Genomic DNA, 18433 nt, shown 5'->3' with positions numbered 1-18433 from the left:
GCCGTTACCGCAGGAATGGATATGTACTCGGTATAACTGTGTCGGCTGTCAGGCCGCCTTCGCGAGCAAGCCCGCTCCCACAGGGGATGGTATTTCAAATCAGGAAATGGTGCTGCGCTCAGGAAGCTTTTGGCGCTGCACTACCCAGTAATCCACCAGCTCGCGCAACTGTGATAGCTCCACCGGCTTGGCCATATGCCCGTCCATGCCGGCCTGGCGTGCGCGTTCTTTATGTTCCGAAAGAATATGCGCCGTGAGCGCTACCACCGGCGTGCGTACGCGTTGGTGGCTGACTTCCCACGCGCGCAGCTGCTGGGTGGCGGAGAATCCATCGAGGACTGGCATTTCACAATCCATCAACACCAGGTCATAGCGCTGGGCCTTCATCGCTTGCAGGGCTTCTTCGCCGTTGCTGGCGGTGTCCGGGTTGAGGTTGAGTTTGCCGAGCATGCCGCGAATCACTTTGGTGGAGATGCTGTTGTCTTCGGCTACCAGGATGCGGAAGTCGCTCGGCACAGTCACCGCCACCGGTGCGCTGGGGGCGGGGCGTGGAATGGCTGCGCCTTTGCTGCGTTGAGCCAGTTCGTCGGCCAGGGTCGTCTTGAGCGTATAACCGGCCACGGGTTTGGCGAGGATGCGCTTGATCCCGCAGTTGCGCGCGATGATCTTGCTCGGCGCATTGCTGATACCGGTGAGCATGATCAGCAGGATGTCGTGGTTCAGGCTCGGGTCTTCCTTGATCTTCGCCGCCAGTTGCATGCCGGTCATGCCCGGCATGTTCTGGTCCAGCAGCACCACGTCGAAGTAATCGCGCAGGTGTGCCTTGGTGCGCAGCAGCGCCAGGGCCTCCTTGCCGGACGGCACGGCGCTGACATTAAGGCCCCAGGCCGAACATTGCTGCACCAGTACTTTGCGGCAGGTGTCGTTGTCGTCCACCACCAGCACGCGGGCGTCCTTGAGCGGGCCGTCGAGATCCGACGTCGGGTGCTCCAGGCGCTCCGGGTCCAGCGGCAGGGTCAGCCACAAGGTGCTGCCCTGATGGCTGCCACTCTTGATGCCGAATTCGCCGTTCATCAGCAGGATCAACTGGCGGGCAATGACCAGGCCCAGGTGACCGCTCAGGCGTGTCGCCGAGAGGAAGTTCTTGCTGTGCAGTTCGCTGTGCAGCAGTGCGTCGCGTTCGGCGGCTTCCATCGGCACGCCGCTGTCCTGCACGGCAATGCGCAAACGGGGCTTGGTGCTGCGCTCGTCGAGGGCCACGACGATCAGCACTTCGCCTTCATCGGTCTTGTGCAGGGCGTTCTCCAGCAGGCTCAACAACGCCTGGCGCAGGCGCGTCGGGTCGCCGCTGATCACGCGTGGCACCTGGGGCTGGATAAAGCTGATCAGCTCGACATTCTGCTGCTCGGCCTTGGCGCGAAAGATACTCAGGCAGTCGTCGATCAACGCGTTGAGGTCGAACTGCACATCATCGAGTTCGATCTGCCCGGACTCCAGCTTGGAAATGTCGAGAATCTCGTTGATCAGGGTGAGCAGCTCGTTACCGGCGCTGTGGATGGTCTGCACGTAGTCGCGCTGCTTCACCGACAGCGGCGTACCCAATAGCAGTTCGGTCATGCCCAGCACGCCGTTCATGGGCGTGCGGATTTCATGGCTGATCTTCGCCAGGAACTCGGCCTTGGCGGCGATTTCGGCGTTGCTGGCGGCCAGGTCGCGGCTCAGGCTGAAGCGCGTTTCGACAATCGCGCGCTGGCGTTCGCCCAGGGCCAGGCTCATCAACAGGCCGCTGAGGCAGATGAAACCCAGCAGGGTGACGATCAGGCCCTGCGGCGCCACCAGCGTGAGGCCGAGCAGGGCGGGAAGAATGATCAGTGTGCCAATGTTGAACACCACCATCGCCGCCACGAACAGACGCGCCGGGCGGTAGCCTTTTTGCCAATGGTAGGCCGAAACAAACAACATGCTCAGGCCGGCCAGCGCCACCAGGGCATAGGTGATGATGTTCAGTGGCAGGGTATTGACGAACAACAACAGCAGACCGCACAGCACGATCAGCAGGATATCGGCCATCAACACCTTGTTCAGCGGGTGCGGGCCCAGGGGCATGAAGAAGCGGTAGGCGAACATCAACCCGCAAGGTGCGGTCAGCAACAGGGCGAGGTAGGCGCCAGGGGTCTGGATCGCGTGCCAGTTCGGCAGCCATGGCCCCACCAGGTTGAGCAGCAGCGCCAGGCTGAGCATCAACAGCAATTCGCAGGCGGCCAGCCACAGGCTGCTGCGCGAGCGGTGGTAGGCGAAGCGCGTGAGGTTGTGCAGGATCAGCATCAGCAGCACGCCGAACAGCAGGCCGTAGATCAGCGTCTGGTTCTGGTTGGCGGCGGCCAGTACTGCAGGTTCCAGGGTGATGTAGGGGCGCAGTTCGTGTTCCGAGACCAGGCGCAGGTACACCTCCAGAGGCCGTGGGCTCTGGGGCATCGGCAGCATGAAATCGCTGCTGGGCAGCGGGCGTTCAACCTGGGGTTGGCGCGTGCCGGTGGTTTGTTGCTCCACCAGGGTATCGCCGTCCAGTACATACAGGCTCAAGCTGGAAAGATCCGGGGCAAAGACCCGCAGCACTTGTTCGTGCTTGCCGGGCTGCAGCCTGAAGCGCACCCACAACGCACCGTCCGGCTGCGCGGCAGTGATCCGGTCCAGTTCGATGGGGCTGAATTGATTGGTGTAGCGGGCGGAACGGATGTCGCTCAGTTGCAGGTCGGCCTGTTCATCAAGCAATACCGCCCAACCACTGCCTTGTGCGGCGGCCTGGGCCGGGAGCAGGCAGAGCAGGGTCAGCAAGCTGACTGTGAAACCTATGGCGATCCTGAGCCAGCGCACGGCGAAATCCCTTCGTAGGTTGATGCACGGGTTAACTATGCGCGGGGCGACATGTGTACGGCAAGGGCCAAAGGCCCTTACCTAACCGAACGGATAGCTACTGCAAGTGTAGCTCTCAGCTGTTCTCGCCGCGTTCACGGGCAATGGCACGGTAGCCGATGTCTGTGCGGTAGAAACAACCTTTCCAGTCGATTTTCGCAGCCAGCTTGTACGCCTGCTGTTGTGCTGCATCGACACTGGCACCCATTGCGGTGGCGCACAACACACGGCCACCTGCGGTTACAACTTTGCCGTCCTTGAGCGCGGTGCCTGCGTGGAACACCTTGCCTTCCAGCGCAGCGGCGGCATCCAGACCTTCAATCACATCGCCCTTGGCGTAATCGGCAGGGTAACCACCGGCCGCCAGCACGATGCCGACGCTCGGGCGTGGGTCCCACTGTGCTTCGACCTTATCCAGCGCTTGGGCCAGCGCCGCTTCCACCAGCAGCACCAGGCTAGATTGCAGGCGCAGCATCACCGGTTGTGTTTCCGGATCGCCGAAACGGCAGTTGAACTCGATGACTTTCGGGTTACCGGCTTTGTCGATCATCAGGCCGGCGTAGAGGAAACCGGTGTAGACGTTGCCCTCGTCGGCCATGCCGCGCACGGTCGGCCAGATCACCAGGTCCATGACGCGCTGATGCACATCGCTGGTGACCACTGGCGCCGGGGAGTAAGCACCCATGCCGCCAGTGTTCGGGCCGCTGTCGCCATTGCCGACGCGCTTGTGGTCCTGGCTGGTGGCCATGGGCAGTACGTTCTTGCCGTCGACCATTACGATGAAACTGGCTTCTTCGCCGTCGAGGAATTCCTCGATCACCACGCGCGAACCTGCATCACCAAAGGCATTGCCGGCGAGCATGTCGCGCACGGCGTCTTCGGCTTCCTGCAGGGTCATGGCGACGATCACGCCTTTACCGGCAGCCAGGCCATCGGCCTTGATCACGATCGGTGCGCCTTTTTCGCGCAGGTAGGCGAGGGCCGGCTCGATCTCGGTGAAGTTCTGGTAGTCGGCGGTGGGGATCTTGTGGCGTGCCAGGAAGTCCTTGGTGAAGGCTTTCGAGCCTTCCAACTGGGCGGCGCCAGCGGTCGGGCCGAAGCAATCCAGGCCACGGCTGCGGAACAGATCGACGACGCCGGCAACCAGTGGCACTTCCGGGCCGACGATGGTCAGGGAAACATTCTTCTCGGCAAAATCTGCCAGTTGCTCAAGGGCCAGTACGTCGATGGCGACGTTTTCGCACTTGGCCTCAATGGCGGTACCGGCGTTGCCGGGGGCGACGAAGACTTTCTGGACACGTGGGTCCTGGGCAACTTTCCAGGCCAGGGCGTGTTCACGGCCACCGCTGCCAATGATCAAAACATTCATTTCAAAAACCTCGGATGAAGCAAATTCTGTGAGGCGCCGCAAGTGCGCTTTATGTGGGAGGGGGCTTGCTCCCGATTGCGGTGTATCAGTCAAATAATCAACCTGCTGAAATACCGCTATCGGGAGCAAGCCCCCTCCCACATTTCGATCGAGTGGGATCAGTGGCGGAAGTGGCGCATACCGGTGAAGACCATGGCGATGCCGGCTTCATCAGCAGCGGCAATCACTTCTGCATCACGCATCGAGCCGCCCGGTTGGATCACGGCAGTAACACCGGCTTTCGCGGCGTTATCCAGGCCATCACGGAACGGGAAGAATGCATCGGAAGCCATTACCGAACCCACCACCTGCAAACCGGCGTGTTCTGCCTTGATCGCGGCGATACGCGCCGAGTTCACACGGCTCATCTGGCCGGCGCCGACACCGATGGTCTGGCGGTTCTTGGCGTAGACGATGGCGTTGGATTTAACGTACTTGGCGACTTTCCAGGCAAAGATCAAATCGTTGATCTCTTGCTCGGTCGGGGCGCGTTTGGTCACCACTTGCAAGTCCTGGCTGCCGATCATGCCGATGTCGCGGCTCTGTACCAGCAAGCCGCCATTGACGCGCTTGTAGTCCCAGGCAGCGGCGCGGTCGGCCGACCACTCGCCGCAGGCCAGCAGGCGCACGTTGGCTTTGGCGGCGACAATGGCGCGGGCTTCTTCGCTGACGCTTGGCGCGATGATCACCTCGACGAACTGGCGCTCGACGATCGCCTTGGCGGTCTCGGCATCCAGCTCGCGGTTGAAGGCAATGATGCCGCCGAACGCAGATTCGGTATCGGTGGCGTAGGCCAGTTCGTACGCCTGGCGGATACCGCCTTCAGCGTCCGGGCTCACGGCCACGCCGCACGGGTTGGCGTGCTTGACGATCACGCAGGCCGGTTTGACGAAGCTCTTCACGCATTCCAGCGCGGCGTCGGTATCGGCCACGTTGTTGTAGGAAAGTTCTTTGCCTTGCAGCTGGGTCGCGGTGGCAATGCCCACTTCGGCAGGCTTGGCTTCCACGTAGAACGCCGCGCTCTGGTGCGGGTTCTCGCCGTAGCGCATTTCCTGGGCCTTGATGAACTGGCTGTTGAAGGTGCGCGGGAACTGGCTGCGACCTTCTGTGCTCAAGGTGTCAGCCGCTTGGTTCACGGTGCCCATGTAGTTGGCGATCATGCCGTCATAGGCTGCGGTGTGTTCGAACGCCTTGAGCATCAGGTCGAAACGCTGGGCGTAGGTCAGGCCACCGGCTTTCAGGTTTGCCAGCACGTTGGCGTAGTCGCTGGCGTTGACCACGATGGCCACGTCTTTGTGGTTCTTGGCCGCCGAGCGCACCATGGTCGGGCCGCCGATATCGATGTTCTCGATGGCGGTGGGAAGGTCGCAGCCTGGCTTGTTGATGGTGGCTTCGAATGGGTAGAGGTTAACGGCCACCAGGTCGATCGGCTTGATGCCGTGCTCGGTCATGATGGCGTCGTCGATGCCGCGACGGCCGAGGATGCCGCCATGGATTTTCGGGTGCAGGGTCTTGACGCGACCGTCCATCATTTCTGCGAAACCGGTGTAGTCCGCGACTTCTACTGCGGCCACGCCGTTGTCCTGCAGCAGTTTGAAGGTCCCGCCCGTGGAGAGGATTTCCACACCCAGGGCTTCCAGCTCCCGGGCAAATTCGAGGATCCCGGTCTTGTCGGAAACACTGATCAAGGCGCGGCGGATCGGCAGGCGGGTAGTCTGGTCGGTCATTTCAATTTCCATCAAAAGCAAAGGAGTCAGCAAAAAAGGCGACCGGTTTTACGCGGGCGCCTTTCTGGTTTGATTGAATGCTTACAGCAAATCGTACTGCTTGAGCTTTTTGCGCAAGGTGCCACGGTTGAGGCCCAGCAGCTCACTGGCTTTGGTCTGGTTGCCCTTGACGTAGTTCATCACGCTTTCGAGCAAGGGCGCCTCGACTTCGGAGAGCACCAGGTTGTACACGTCCGTGACGGAAGCACCCTCAAGGTGGGCGAAATAATTGTGCAGCGCTTTCTCGACACTCCCGCGAAGGGTCTGGCCTTCTTCGCTGGGCGTGTTGAGGTGCTGTTTCAAATTGACGTTGTCGCTCACGGGTGTTGTTCCACTCACTAAAGTCTCGGTCATCATCGTCATGCGGCCACCCCTTTTCCATCCCCTGTTCCCAGGCTCTTGTCACGTTCGGCGAAGAACTCACGAACGGTGGCGACCTGTGCCTGCGTTTCATCCAAACGATTGAACTGAGCGCGAAATTCCTTGGCGCCCGGCAAGGTGGCGAGATACCAGCCGACATGCTTGCGAGCAATGCGTACGCCCATCACATCCCCATAGAAGGCGTGCAGGGCGGCCAGATGCTCCAGCAGAATACGTTCCACTTCGACCAACTCCGGCGCCGGCAAGACTTCACCAGTGCGCAGGAAATGCTCGATCTCGCGAAAAATCCACGGTCGCCCCTGGGCGGCCCGGCCAATCAACAATCCGTCTGCACCGGTTGCGTGCAGCACACGCCGGGCTTTCTCGGCGCAGTCGATGTCGCCATTGGCAAATACCGGCATCGACACGGCCTGCTTGATCGCGGCAATGGTGTCGTACTCGGCTTCACCGGTATAAAGGTCGGCGCGGGTACGGCCATGCACCGCCAGCGCTGTAATCCCGGCCTGTTCAGCGATCTTTGCCACTGTGAGGCCATTTTTGTTGTCCCGGTCCCAACCGGTACGAATCTTCAGGGTCACCGGCACATCGACTGCGCCAACGACGGCCTGCAGGATCTCGGCGACCAACTGCTCATCTTTCAACAGGGCGGAACCGGCGGCCTTGTTGCAGACCTTCTTGGCCGGGCAGCCCATGTTGATATCAATGATCTGTGCACCCAGCTCCACATTGGCCCGGGCCGCATCCGCCAGCATCTGCGCATCACCCCCGGCGATCTGTACCGAGCGTGGCTCGGGATCACCTTCGTGGATCATGCGCATCCGCGATTTGCGGGTGTTCCACAAACTCATGTCGCTGGTAACCATTTCAGAGACTACTAGACCCGCGCCCAAACGCTTGCACAGCTGACGAAAGGGCTGATCGGTGACACCCGCCATCGGGGCGAGGATCAAGCCGTTCTGCAATGTATATGGGCCGATGCGTACCGCCGACATAGGACTTCCCTGTTGTGGGGCCGGATCATTAGAGTTCGAAAAAGGGTTGGCATGATACCCGCTCTCGATGACGGGTTAAAGGCTGAATTGGATAAAATCTGAACAGTTATTTTTTTATCGCCACCGGTTTGGTTGACGTCGGTCAAGTCAATAATCCGCCGTCAAACCTCTTCGGGCGTGCCGTTTCACTCGGGCGAGTGGAAGCTCAGGCTGTAGTTCACGGCTTTGTTGCCGGGATCAAGGATGTCCAGGGAAATGTGGATCGGTGTCTGCGAAGGCATTTCGCTGACGCCGGCCAACTCGCCGCTCAGATACTCGGCGGGTTTGAAGCGACGGCTGGCGATCAGGCTGCCGTTCAAATCTGCAAAACGCAGTTCCAGCAGCGGGAACGGCTGGGAAAAGGTTGCGCGGTTATAGAGGATCGCATCCACCACCAGCGCACCGGCGAACTCCGGGTGGCTGCGTACCACCAGGTTGCTGCTCTTGATATGGGCGATGTCGACCCGCGATGGCACGGTGCAACCCAGTTTCGGGCACAGCTGCTGGAACCACGGACGGTAGGCGTCCTGATGGGCCAGTTCGTCGAATTGGTAGGCGATGTACTGGCCTGCCAGGCCGGCGGCGGCGATCAGCACCAGCAGGATCCAGATCAGGCGGCGGCCCCAGCCCGACGGACGTTTCTGCGCATAGAGGTGCAGCGGGTCGTCTTCAAGGTCCTGGAGCACGGCGTCGTGCACGCTGGCCTCGGTGCGTGGGCGTTTACGCCGTGATTGCGGGCGTTCATCGGCTTCTTCTGCCGCTGGGGTCAGGGGCGTGAAGGGCGGGTCGGGCTCGTCGTCATGCAGGGGCGAGAGCAGGGTTGGCTCGTCGTCGATGGTTTCGCTGTGCAGCGACATGGACGGTTCGGTGCGCTGCCGGGTATTGCTTGGTTCAGGCTCGTCTTCGTCGCTGTCTGCGCGCTCTTGCGCGGGCTCGCTGAACAGGCTGGCGGCCCATTGTTCTTCCTCGGCCTTGACCGTGTCGCGGCTGGCGCTAAGGGTGTCTTCCTTGTGCCGACGATCGGTGCCGGGTTGCCGACGCTCCGCGCCCTGGGGTTGAGTGTGCTGAATCTCGCGGCGCTCGAGCTTGGCCAGTTCTTCGTCCAGGTCCAGGTTGTCCAGGTCCAGCTCCTGGGCTGTCCACTGTTTCTGGCTGATGGCTCGCGGGGGTTCAGGCGTTGGCTCGACCACCGCGGGCACTTCAGGTTCGGCTGCCGACACTTGGGCGCGCTGCTCCAGCAACTGGCGAGCGGCGTTGAACACTTGCAGGCACGAGCCGCAGCGCACCACGCCACGGGCCACGCTCAACTGAGCGTGGTTGACACGGAAGCGGGCTTGGCAATGCGGGCACTGGGTGACGAAACTGTCGGTCATGTGGCCATCCGATTCAGACAAGCGCTCATTCTAGCGCCGACGACCGCTGATGCGTACCCAGCCATCACGGTTGGCGATCGGGTCCAGCTCGAAATCCCTGGCGTAGGCCGCAGCCACTTCTTCACCTTGCTCGGCGAGGATACCCGACAGCGCCAGGCGCCCACCCGGCTTGACCAGGCTCGACAGTTGCGGTGCCAGCGACACCAGCGGCCCGGCGAGGATATTGGCGACCAGTACATCGGCCTGTACCTGGGGCAGATCTTCAGGCAGATAGAGTGGGAATTTGCCTTCAGCGATGTTATTGCGCCCGGCGTTATCGCGGGAGGCTTCCAGGGCCTGCACGTCGATATCGGTGCCCACGGCCTCCTTGGCGCCCAGCAGCAGCGCGGCAATCGCCAGGATTCCGGAGCCGCAGCCGAAGTCCAGTACGTTGCTGTCGGTCAGGTCCTGGCCGTCCAGCCATTCCAGGCACAGGGCGGTGGTGGGGTGGGTGCCGGTGCCGAACGCCAGGCCCGGGTCCAGCAGCAGGTTGACGGCGTCTGGCTCGGGAGCAGCGTGCCAGCTTGGCACGATCCACAGGCGCTGGCCGAAGCGCATGGGCTGGAAGTTATCCATCCAGCTGCGTTCCCAGTCCTGATCTTCGATGACTTCGCTGTGATGCTCGGGCAGCGGGCCGCCGGTGAGCAGTTCCATATGGGCCAGTACGGCGGCGGCATCGGTGCCGTCTTCGAACAGGGCCAGCAGGTGGGTGTGGGACCACAGCGGCGTGGTGTTGAGTTCCGGCTCGAAGATCGGCTGGTCTTCGGCGTCCATGAAGGTCACCGACACAGCGCCCACTTCGAGGAAAGCGTCTTCGTAGGTTTCGGCTTGTTCTGGGCTGATGGCGAGACGGACTTGCAGCCAAGGCATGGCGGGCACCTTTGAAAAAATGAATGTGCAGCGAGTAGGCCGCGAAAGCGCGCAAGTTTACGCGAGCGGGCAGCAGAAGACGACATTACTGAGTGAATGCGGACCAAATGTGGGAGGGGGCTTGCTCCCGATAGCGGTGGATCAGTTACAGATACTGAGGCTGACACACTGCAATCGGGGGCAAGCCCCCTCCCACATTTGTACTGTGTATGGCCTGAAAGCTGGGGGGCAGAAACAACAAAGCCGCCCGAAGGCGGCTTTGTTGGGTGGAGCACTTACTGGTTGGCCAGCTTGTGTTCCAGGTAGTGAATGTTCACACCACCTTCGCAGAAGCCCTCATCGCGAACCAGGTCCCGATGCAGCGGGATGTTGGTCTTGATGCCGTCGACCACGATTTCGTCCAGGGCGTTGCGCATACGGGCCATGGCCTCGTCGCGGGTCGCGCCCCAGGTGATCAGCTTGCCGATCAGCGAGTCGTAGTTGGACGGAACCTTGTAGCCGCTGTACAGGTGCGAATCCACACGTACGCCGTTGCCGCCGGGCGCGTGGAAATGCTTGACCAGGCCAGGGCTTGGGATAAAGGTTTTCGGGTCTTCGGCGTTGATGCGGCACTCCAGGGAGTGGCCGTGCATCTTCACGTCGTCCTGGGTGAAGGACAGCACGTTACCGGCGGCGATGCTCAGCATCTCCTTGACGATGTCGATACCGGTGACCATCTCCGAAACCGGATGCTCTACCTGCACACGAGTGTTCATCTCGATGAAGTAGAAGCGACCGTTCTCGTAGAGGAACTCGAAGGTACCGGCGCCACGGTAGTTGATGTCGATGCACGCCTTGACGCAGCGTGCCAGGACTTCCTGGCGGGCTTTTTCGTCGAGGCCCGGTGCCGGGGCTTCTTCCAACACTTTCTGGTGACGACGTTGCAGCGAGCAATCGCGGTCGCCCAGGTGGATGGCGTGGCCCTGGCCGTCGGACAGCACCTGGACTTCCACGTGACGTGGGTTGGTCAGGTACTTCTCCAGGTAGACCATCGGGTTGCCGAACCAGGCGCCCGCTTCGGAGCGGGTCTGCTTGGCGGCTTCGATCAGGTCTTCTTCCTTGTGCACCACGCGCATACCGCGACCACCACCGCCACCGGCGGCCTTGATGATCACCGGGTAACCGACTTCGCGACCAATGCGCAGAGCGGTTTCCTCGTCTTCAGGCAGTGGGCCGTCGGAGCCTGGAACGGTCGGCACGCCCGCTGCAATCATGGCGTCCTTGGCCGAGACCTTGTCGCCCATCAGGCGAATGGTTTCGGCTTTGGGACCGATGAAGGCAAACCCGGATTTTTCCACCTGTTCGGCGAAGTCGGCGTTTTCCGCGAGGAAGCCGTAGCCCGGGTGGATGCCATCAGCGCCGGTCACTTCTGCGGCAGCGATGATGTTCGAGACTTTCAGGTACGAGTTCGTGGCCAGTGGCGGGCCGATGCAGATGCTTTCGTCCGCCAGTTTCACGTGCATCAATTCGGTATCGGCCGTCGAGTAAACAGCGACGGTCTTGATGCCCTCTTCCTTACAGGCGCGCAGGATACGCAGCGCGATCTCGCCGCGGTTGGCGATCAGGACTTTTTGCAGTTTCTTCGCAGGTTTCAACATCGAAGGCGCTCCGCGGTTCAAACGATGGTGAACAGCGGCTGGTCGTACTCAACCGGCTGACCGTTTTCTACCAGGATGGATTCAATGACGCCGGCTTTTTCAGCGGTGATGTGGTTCATCATCTTCATCGCTTCAACGATGCAGATGGTGTCGCCCACTTTCACGGTCTTGCCTACTTCAACGAAGGCTGGCGAGGTCGGTGCCGGGGTGCGGTAGAAAGTACCGACCATTGGCGACTTGACCACGAAGCCGTTCAACGCTGGTGCGGCTGGGGCAGCAGGGGCTGCGGCAGCGGCTGGAGCGGCGGCAGGGGCGGCAGAGGCAGGAGCCGGTGCTTGCATCTGCGGTGCGTAGAACTGTTGGGCCGGGGTCTTGCTGTGACGGCTGATCCGTACGGACTCTTCGCCTTCCTTGATTTCCAGCTCGTCGATACCGGATTCTTCCAGCAGTTCGATCAGTTTCTTAACTTTACGGATATCCATGAATCATCAACTCCCAAGGGTCGGTCAGGGGCGTTTAGCCTGTTCTTCAACGTGTTCCAGGGCGGCCTCCAGGGCCAGTCGGTAACCGCTGGCGCCAAGGCCGCAGATCACTCCTACCGCTACATCGGAGAAGTAAGAGTGATGGCGGAAAGCTTCGCGTTTGTGCACGTTCGATAAATGCACTTCGATGAATGGGATGCTCACCGCCAGCAGCGCGTCACGTAATGCAACGCTTGTATGCGTAAAAGCGGCGGGATTGATCAGGATAAAGTCCACGCCTTCGTTACGCGCGGCGTGGATGCGATCAATCAATTCATACTCGGCATTGCTTTGCAGGTAGAGCAGATGGTGGCCGGCTTCACGGGCCCGTCTTTCCAGGTCGAGGTTGATCTGGTCGAGGGTCACTGCCCCGTAGACGCCCGGTTCGCGGGTGCCAAGCAGGTTCAGGTTGGGTCCATGAAGAACCAGTAAGGTCGCCATCGGCTGTTCCTTGTTATTGGTAGGGGTGCGGCAGAACCCGGCGACTATGCCGCAAAGCCTTTATGACTGTCCAGTTCTATGCAGTAGCCAGCACGATTAGCGAGGATTGCGCGAAATTTGTGACTGTGGCCCGGAATCCGGTCATGCTGAACACGGTCTTGAATCCACTGAAGATCAAATGTGGGAGGGGGCTTGCTCCCGATAGCGGTGGATCAGCTACAGGTATTGAGACTGACACACTGTAATCGGGAGCAAGCCCCCTCCCACATTTGATCTCCATAGGGCGGGAGAGCGGGTCAGACGCGGAAGGCTTGTACGGCAGTGTTGAGTTGCCCTCCGAGCACCAACAGGTGCTCACCCTGGCTACGGCCCTGGCCTATGCGCAGCAAGTTATCCTCACCCAGCTGGTGAATCCGCTCACTGTTATCGCGAATCTCACTCACGGCCCCACTCTGCTGCGCAGTCACATCGGCAATGCGTACCGCCGTCTCGGAAATCGTCTGGATCGCGCCGACGATTTCATCCAGCGCACCATCTGCTGCCTGGGCTTGCTGGGCGGTGGCTTCGGCGTGTTCAACCTGGGCGCGCATGCCTTGTACCGATTGATGGGCGGCGGTTTGCAGGCCGGCGATCAGGCCCTGGATTTCGGCAGTAGCGCCAGCGGTGCGCTGGGCCAGGGAACGGACTTCGTCGGCCACCACCGCGAAGCCGCGTCCGGCTTCACCGGCGCGAGCCGCCTCGATAGCGGCATTGAGCGCCAGCAAGTTGGTCTGCTCGGCAATCGAGCGAATCACGGTCAGCACGCCGCCGATGGTGGCGGATTCTTCCGCGAGTTTCTCGATCATCTGCGCATTTTGCTGCACTTCGCCCACCAAGGCGTGCAACCCGGTCAGGCTCAGGCCGATTACGCGCTGGCCTTGCTCCACAGCAAAGCCTGCACTGCGACTGGCGCCGGCAGCCTGGCTGGCATCCCCGGCCACTTGCTGGATGGTGGCTTCCAGTTCACCCAGGGAGTCACGGATTTGCGCGGTGTCGCCGGCCTGACGCTCGGCGCCGTCGTGCAGGCCGCTGCTCAGTTCGGCGAGGGCGCGGCTGCTGCCGGCCACTGCTTCGGCATTCCCGCGAATAGTGCCTACCAGGCCCACCAGATAGGCGCGCAGGCGGTTCAGGGAGGCTTCGATAGCGTGCAGTTCATGGTTGGTCTTGCCCAGGGCTATCGGCTGGCTGAAATTACCTTCGGCCCAGGTCGACAAGGCCGGTGCCAGATTGGTCAGCACCCGTGCCAGGCGCCGTTGCAGCGTGTCGATCAGCAGTGCGATCAACAGGATCAGGCCGATCATCACGCCTTGCAGCACACGCACCTCGCCCTGGATTCTGGCGTGCTGTGCACGCACTACCGGCTCCAGGCCGGCGATGGCCTGTTGCACGTTGGCGATCTTCAGGTGGGTGGCAGCGGCGAGGTCGGCGCGCTGCTGGATCTGCTCGCGGGTGCGCTTGAGTTCGGCGGGGTAGCGGGTCAACAGGCTGTTGAGCTCGCGCTTGAGGTCGACGCCGGTGTCCTGGGCTGCGGTTTTTTCGGTGTTTTCCAAGCCCATCAACGCGGAGAAATCGTCAGCGTTGGATTCGGCGCTGGCCTTTACCCCAAGCAATGGCAACTGCGCCAACAGGTCGGCCTGGGTGCGCATGGTGGCAATCTCGCGCTCCACCTCGTCGGCCAGCTCGGCGCGGCCGCTGCTCACCAGCTTGTCGCGGGCCAGGGACAATTTGCCCAGATGCTGCGAGGCGGTCAGCAGGGGAGGCAGGTAGCGTGCTGCGTCTGTGGAGTTGACGCCGCTGGCGTACTGGCTCAGTTGCTCCAGGTTTGCGCCCAGTTCGCGCTCGGCCTGAACCAACAGTGCTTGCGGGTCGCCGGCCAGCTTGCCTGCCGCCAGCAGGTCGGTCTTACTGAAGGTTTCCAGGTCCGCAAGGCTGGGGTGCAGGGTTTGCGCTAACTCGGCCGGCAATTGCGCGAGTTGCTGCAACAGGCTCTCCAGGCTTTGACTGGCGCTGCTCAGGCGCAGGGCATCGCCGCTGGCCAGGTAGTCGTCGATATTGCGCGCTGCCTGGTTTTGAAAACCCTGGGACAGGCCCAGGTAGCGCTCCATTAATAAATAAGGCCGCTCCAGCGCCCGTTGCGACCACCACAGCGTCGCCCCGAGGGCCAGGCATACGGCCACCAGCAGAAGGGTATTGAGATTGGTCAGCAGCTTGAGGCGCATGCGGGGTTTCAACCGACGGCAAAAGATAAGTGCCTGAAGTTATTGCGCTTGCGTTACAGAGTTATGACCGATTCGGTGGATTCCGGTGAAAAGATGGCACTTTGCTTTGATGCGCGCGCGGCTTGCACGCGGTTGCGTCCGGCGTCCTTGGCAAGGTATAGCGCTTCGTCAGCCTGGGCGGCCATCGTCAGGCTGTCGCACCCGTCACACAACTCCACCAGGCCGGCACTGAAGGTGCACCACAAATCCTGCGGTTGGGCGGGGTAGTGGATTTCTGCAAAGCGCCGCCGAATGTCGTCCAGTACCTTGCAGGCCGATTCCACGTCGGTGTCGGGCATCACGATGGCAAACTCTTCACCGCCATAACGGCCGATGTAGTCGGTCTTGCGCAGGCGCTGCTTGAGAAACAGCGCCAGGCTCTTGATCACCCGGTCGCCCATGGGGTGGCCGTGGCTGTCATTGACACGTTTGAAGTGGTCGATATCCAGCATCGCAAAGCTCAATGGCTTGTTCTCGCGGCGGGCGCGAAAGCTGCAGTCTTCGAGCAATTGCAGGATATGCGTATGGTTGTACAGCCCGGTCAGGCTGTCGCGCACCATCCGCGCCTTCAAGTTGCGCGCACGCGCTGCGCGGTTGCGCACGGTGGTGATCAGGTGGCGCGGCTTGATCGGTTTGGTCAGGAAGTCATCGCCGCCTTCGCTCATCGCGTCCAGCTGTTTGTCCAGGTCGTCTTCGGCCGACAGGTAGATGATCGGCACGCTGACGTAACGGTCGTTGTGGCGAATCACCTTGGCCAGTTCGGTGCCGGTACAGGCGGGCATATACATGTCGAGGATGATCAGGTCGGGCTGGAAATCCGCCAGTTCGGCCATGGCCTGGATCGGTTCGATCAAGGTGCGCGTGACAATCCCGGCGCTGTTGAGCAGGCGCTCGGTGTGCAGCGCCTGGGCCCGCGAGTCGTCAATGATCAGCACTTTGTACGGTTCGTACTGGGCAACGCAGGTCAGCACTTCGATCTTTTCCAGCAGGCTCGAAGCCTCCAGGGTGCCGGTCAGGAACTCCTCACCTCCGGTGCGCACGGCGGCCAGGCGCGTGGGCGTGTCGGTTTCGTGCAGGCTGAAAAACAACAGCGGCAGCTTTTGCTCCAGGCCCTCCTGGGCTTGCGCGGCGAGGGTGAGGCCCAGGCCGGGGCCGCAAAAGTCCACGTCCATGACGATGGCTGACGGCAGGCGCTCGGCCATGGCCGTGTGAAAAGCCGCGACGCTGTCCAGGGACTGGGCACTCAGGCCAAAGAATTCCAGCTGCTTGGCCAGGCGCTCGGCGCGGTCGTGGTCGGCCAGCATCACGTAGATCGGCTTACGCATCGGTGGCAGCAGGGTTTGCTCAAGCTGGTCACCCTGACGCAGGCCGGTGCGCGACAGGCGCTGCATCAAGCGGTTGAGTTCGGTGATCAGTTGGCTGCTCAAACGGCCACGGTTTTCGTCCACCGCCTGGAGGGTTTGGCCAATATGCTGGGCCAGTTGGCGGTGTTCGGGCTGTTCAAAACGCTCGGCGAAGCGCTGCAGGCGCAGGTTGGCTTCGCTGAGTTCGGAAAAGTCGGCGTTCGACCATTCGCCGCGTTGCAGGCGCTGCCAGATCTCAAGAATTTGACGTGCCTGATGAATTACCCGCTGGGCAAAATGCTGCTTGAGACGCTCGCGGCTAGGGTCTTCTGACTCGGTCATATCCTGACTACTGTGAGGGTGCATGCTGAGGTCGACTGATGGCTCTATGCTAGCACCTCTTTTCTGTTGCATGAGTGTCATACGTCAATTAAGTCTGCGTGCCGGATATTCAGTTATTGACTCGCGGGTCGCGCAGCGTAAAAAGCGTGCATCCTTTATAGTCCAACCTTGCTTGTGCGCCACTTTCGCGTAAAAGCCCCGCAACGATGGGCACGATGGGGTAGGGTTGTGGTCGGAGTGTCTGAACGCACCCGGACAATTGACGTGCATGAACTCAAGTGATTGAAAGGATATCGCCATGCTGGACTGGAAAAACCGTGAAGGCAGTGCCAAAGGCCCCGCCCCTGAGCCCAAGTCGGCCAACCGCAGCTATTTTCGCAACTTGCTGATGAGCCGGGCTTTGCTCAGCATTATCGGCCTGTACCTGCTGGTCACCGGTGGCCTGGGTTGGTACTGGAGCCAGGAGCCGGCGCTGTTTCCGGTCCAGCAGAACGCCCAGCTTGCCGCCGAGAAGGAAGGCAAGCAGATGGTCGTGGGCTACACCACGGTCGAAACCCTCAAGACCGTGGTCGGCACCTTGCTGAACAAGCCTGGCGGCTATATCTCCAACGACCGTTTCCCGCCGGGCTTGTGGATGGACAACATGCCGAGCTGGGAATATGGCGTGCTGGTGCAGGTGCGTGACCTGACCCGCGCACTGCGCAAAGACTTCGCTCGCTCCCAGTCGCAGTCGGCTGAAGACGCGGACCTGGCCAAGGCCGAACCGCGGTTTAACTTCGATAACAAGAGCTGGGTGCTGCCTTCGAGCGAGTCGGAATACCAGGAAGGCATCAACTCCCTGAGCCGCTACGAAGCGCGCCTGTCTGACCCGAACCAGCGCGGCGCACTGTTTTACGCGCGTGCCGACAACCTGAACAACTGGCTGGGCGATGTGGCGACCCGTCTGGGCTCGCTGTCCCAGCGCCTGTCGGCCAGCGTCGGCCGCGTCAAACTGAACACCGCGCTTAAAACCGAGGCGCTGGCGCCGGGCGAAGTGCCGCAAGTCGATGAAGAAGTGGTGGAAACCCCATGGATGCAGATCGATAACGTGTTCTACGAAGCCCGTGGCCAGGCATGGGCCTTGTCCCATCTGCTGCGCGCCATCGAAGTCGACTTTGCCGACGTGCTGGCCAAGAAAAACGCCACCGTCAGCGTGCGCCAGATCATTCGTGAGCTGGAGGCCTCGCAGGAGCCGGTGTGGAGTCCTATGATTCTTAACGGCAGTGGCTTCGGGGTACTGGCGAACCATTCGTTGGTGATGGCCAACTATATTTCCCGGGCAAACGCTGCAGTGATCGACTTGCGTCAGCTCCTCAACCAGGGTTGATGATGGACGCTACTCAAAAGGAGGCCGAACACCGTGCGGCCTCCGATGCTGAACTGATCTGCTGGGTCGACGAGCAGGACAAGCTGCTCGGCCACCTGGTCAGGTCCGACCTGCGCCAGCGCGGCCTGATTGGCCGTTGCACCTTTATCTTTCTGTTCAATTCCAAGGGCGAGCTGTGTGTGCATCGGCGCACCTTGAGCAAGGCCCTGTATCCGGGGTTTTGGGATACGGCGGCTGGCGGCATGGTGGCGGCGGGGGAAAGCTATGCCCTGTCGGCACAGCGGGAGTTGGCCGAAGAGCTGGGCGTAAGTGGAGTGGAGTTGGTCGAGCACGATCATTTTTACTTTGAAGATGGTGACAGCCGCCTGTGGTGCACTTCCTACTCTGCCGTATGGGACGGCCCGTTGTGTTTGCAGCCTGAAGAGGTCATGGATGCACGCTTTCTGCCCCTCGAAACGGTGCTTGCCGAGGCCGAGCAAAAGCCCTATTGCCCGGATGCTCAAGAAGGTCTGCGGCGCTATCTCGCCTCACGTCGCTAAAGTTGCATAAATTGGCGCCATTTGGCTCTTAGCAACTTCGCTTTTTGCCGTTACACTGCGCGCCTTTTCACCCGAACCACATTAGCGGTTCGGTAGCGCTGCCCCTGCCTGAGTGGGGCTTCGCGGTCGGTCACCGCCCTTTGCGGCGCCGATCAGTCTTCATCCT

General features: G+C 61.2%; 14 protein-coding genes. 2 read left to right on the top strand and 12 right to left on the bottom strand.

The window, feature by feature from the left end:
- Positions 1 to 99: 99 nt before the first annotated feature.
- The 12 genes from E4P00_RS02570 to E4P00_RS02515 form a co-directional block, all read right to left on the bottom strand.
- Positions 100 to 2874, bottom strand: coding sequence for a hybrid sensor histidine kinase/response regulator (locus E4P00_RS02570; RefSeq protein ID WP_032878117.1), 2775 nt, complete (start codon positions 2872 to 2874; stop codon positions 100 to 102).
- 115 nt (positions 2875 to 2989) lie between these two features.
- A complete protein-coding gene (gene purD / locus E4P00_RS02565; protein ID WP_032878115.1) occupies positions 2990 to 4282 on the bottom strand; it encodes a phosphoribosylamine--glycine ligase in 1293 nt (430 codons plus the stop codon).
- Between the two features lie 158 nt (positions 4283 to 4440).
- A complete protein-coding gene (gene purH, locus E4P00_RS02560) occupies positions 4441 to 6048 on the bottom strand; it encodes a bifunctional phosphoribosylaminoimidazolecarboxamide formyltransferase/IMP cyclohydrolase (RefSeq protein ID WP_248130608.1) in 1608 nt (535 codons plus the stop codon).
- 81 nt (positions 6049 to 6129) lie between these two features.
- Positions 6130 to 6450: a DNA-binding transcriptional regulator Fis gene (gene fis / locus E4P00_RS02555; protein ID WP_002555375.1), complete on the bottom strand. Its 321-nt coding sequence runs from the start codon at positions 6448 to 6450 to the stop codon at positions 6130 to 6132.
- Positions 6447 to 7460: a tRNA dihydrouridine synthase DusB gene (gene dusB, locus E4P00_RS02550; RefSeq protein WP_032878112.1), complete on the bottom strand. Its 1014-nt coding sequence runs from the start codon at positions 7458 to 7460 to the stop codon at positions 6447 to 6449. The genes fis and dusB overlap by 4 nt, the downstream gene beginning before the upstream one ends.
- Positions 7461 to 7645: 185 nt before the next feature.
- Complete coding sequence (locus tag E4P00_RS02545) at positions 7646 to 8872, bottom strand: DUF3426 domain-containing protein (protein ID WP_248130607.1); 1227 nt, start codon at positions 8870 to 8872, stop codon at positions 7646 to 7648.
- A 30-nt stretch (positions 8873 to 8902) separates the two neighbouring features.
- Positions 8903 to 9781, bottom strand: a complete 879-nt coding sequence (gene prmA, locus E4P00_RS02540) for a 50S ribosomal protein L11 methyltransferase (RefSeq protein ID WP_032878110.1) — start codon at positions 9779 to 9781, stop codon at positions 8903 to 8905.
- Between the two features lie 275 nt (positions 9782 to 10056).
- Entirely contained in the window at positions 10057 to 11418 is a 1362-nt protein-coding gene (gene accC / locus E4P00_RS02535) for an acetyl-CoA carboxylase biotin carboxylase subunit (RefSeq protein ID WP_003188188.1), read from the bottom strand.
- A 17-nt stretch (positions 11419 to 11435) separates the two neighbouring features.
- Entirely contained in the window at positions 11436 to 11900 is a 465-nt protein-coding gene (gene accB, locus E4P00_RS02530; RefSeq protein WP_248130606.1) for an acetyl-CoA carboxylase biotin carboxyl carrier protein, read from the bottom strand.
- A gap of 24 nt (positions 11901 to 11924) precedes the next feature.
- Positions 11925 to 12380, bottom strand: coding sequence for a type II 3-dehydroquinate dehydratase (aroQ, locus tag E4P00_RS02525; RefSeq protein WP_032878109.1), 456 nt, complete (start codon positions 12378 to 12380; stop codon positions 11925 to 11927).
- Positions 12381 to 12676: 296 nt separating this feature from the next.
- Positions 12677 to 14638 (bottom strand): methyl-accepting chemotaxis protein, encoded by a 1962-nt coding sequence (locus E4P00_RS02520; protein WP_148854572.1) that lies wholly within the window; start codon positions 14636 to 14638, stop codon positions 12677 to 12679.
- A 53-nt stretch (positions 14639 to 14691) separates the two neighbouring features.
- The gene (locus E4P00_RS02515; RefSeq protein WP_248130605.1) at positions 14692 to 16362 is read right to left on the bottom strand and encodes a PleD family two-component system response regulator; all 1671 of its coding nucleotides are present in this window, start codon (positions 16360 to 16362) and stop codon (positions 14692 to 14694) included.
- Between the two features lie 298 nt (positions 16363 to 16660).
- On the opposite strand from E4P00_RS02515, the gene E4P00_RS02510 reads away from it, so the two are divergent.
- Both E4P00_RS02510 and E4P00_RS02505 read left to right on the top strand, forming a co-directional pair.
- The gene (locus E4P00_RS02510; protein WP_003188197.1) at positions 16661 to 17728 is read left to right on the top strand and encodes a DUF2333 family protein; all 1068 of its coding nucleotides are present in this window, start codon (positions 16661 to 16663) and stop codon (positions 17726 to 17728) included.
- A gap of 2 nt (positions 17729 to 17730) precedes the next feature.
- The gene (locus E4P00_RS02505; protein ID WP_103733875.1) at positions 17731 to 18267 is read left to right on the top strand and encodes an NUDIX hydrolase; all 537 of its coding nucleotides are present in this window, start codon (positions 17731 to 17733) and stop codon (positions 18265 to 18267) included.
- The last annotated feature ends 166 nt before the right edge of the window (positions 18268 to 18433 follow it).

The sequence above is a fragment of the Pseudomonas sp. B329 genome, assembly GCF_023127835.1.
GTDB classification, from domain to species: Bacteria; Pseudomonadota; Gammaproteobacteria; order Pseudomonadales; family Pseudomonadaceae; genus Aquipseudomonas; species Aquipseudomonas synxantha_A.
The sequence above is the reverse complement of the archived record's forward strand: the minus strand, read 5'-3'. Positions and strand labels throughout refer to the sequence as shown.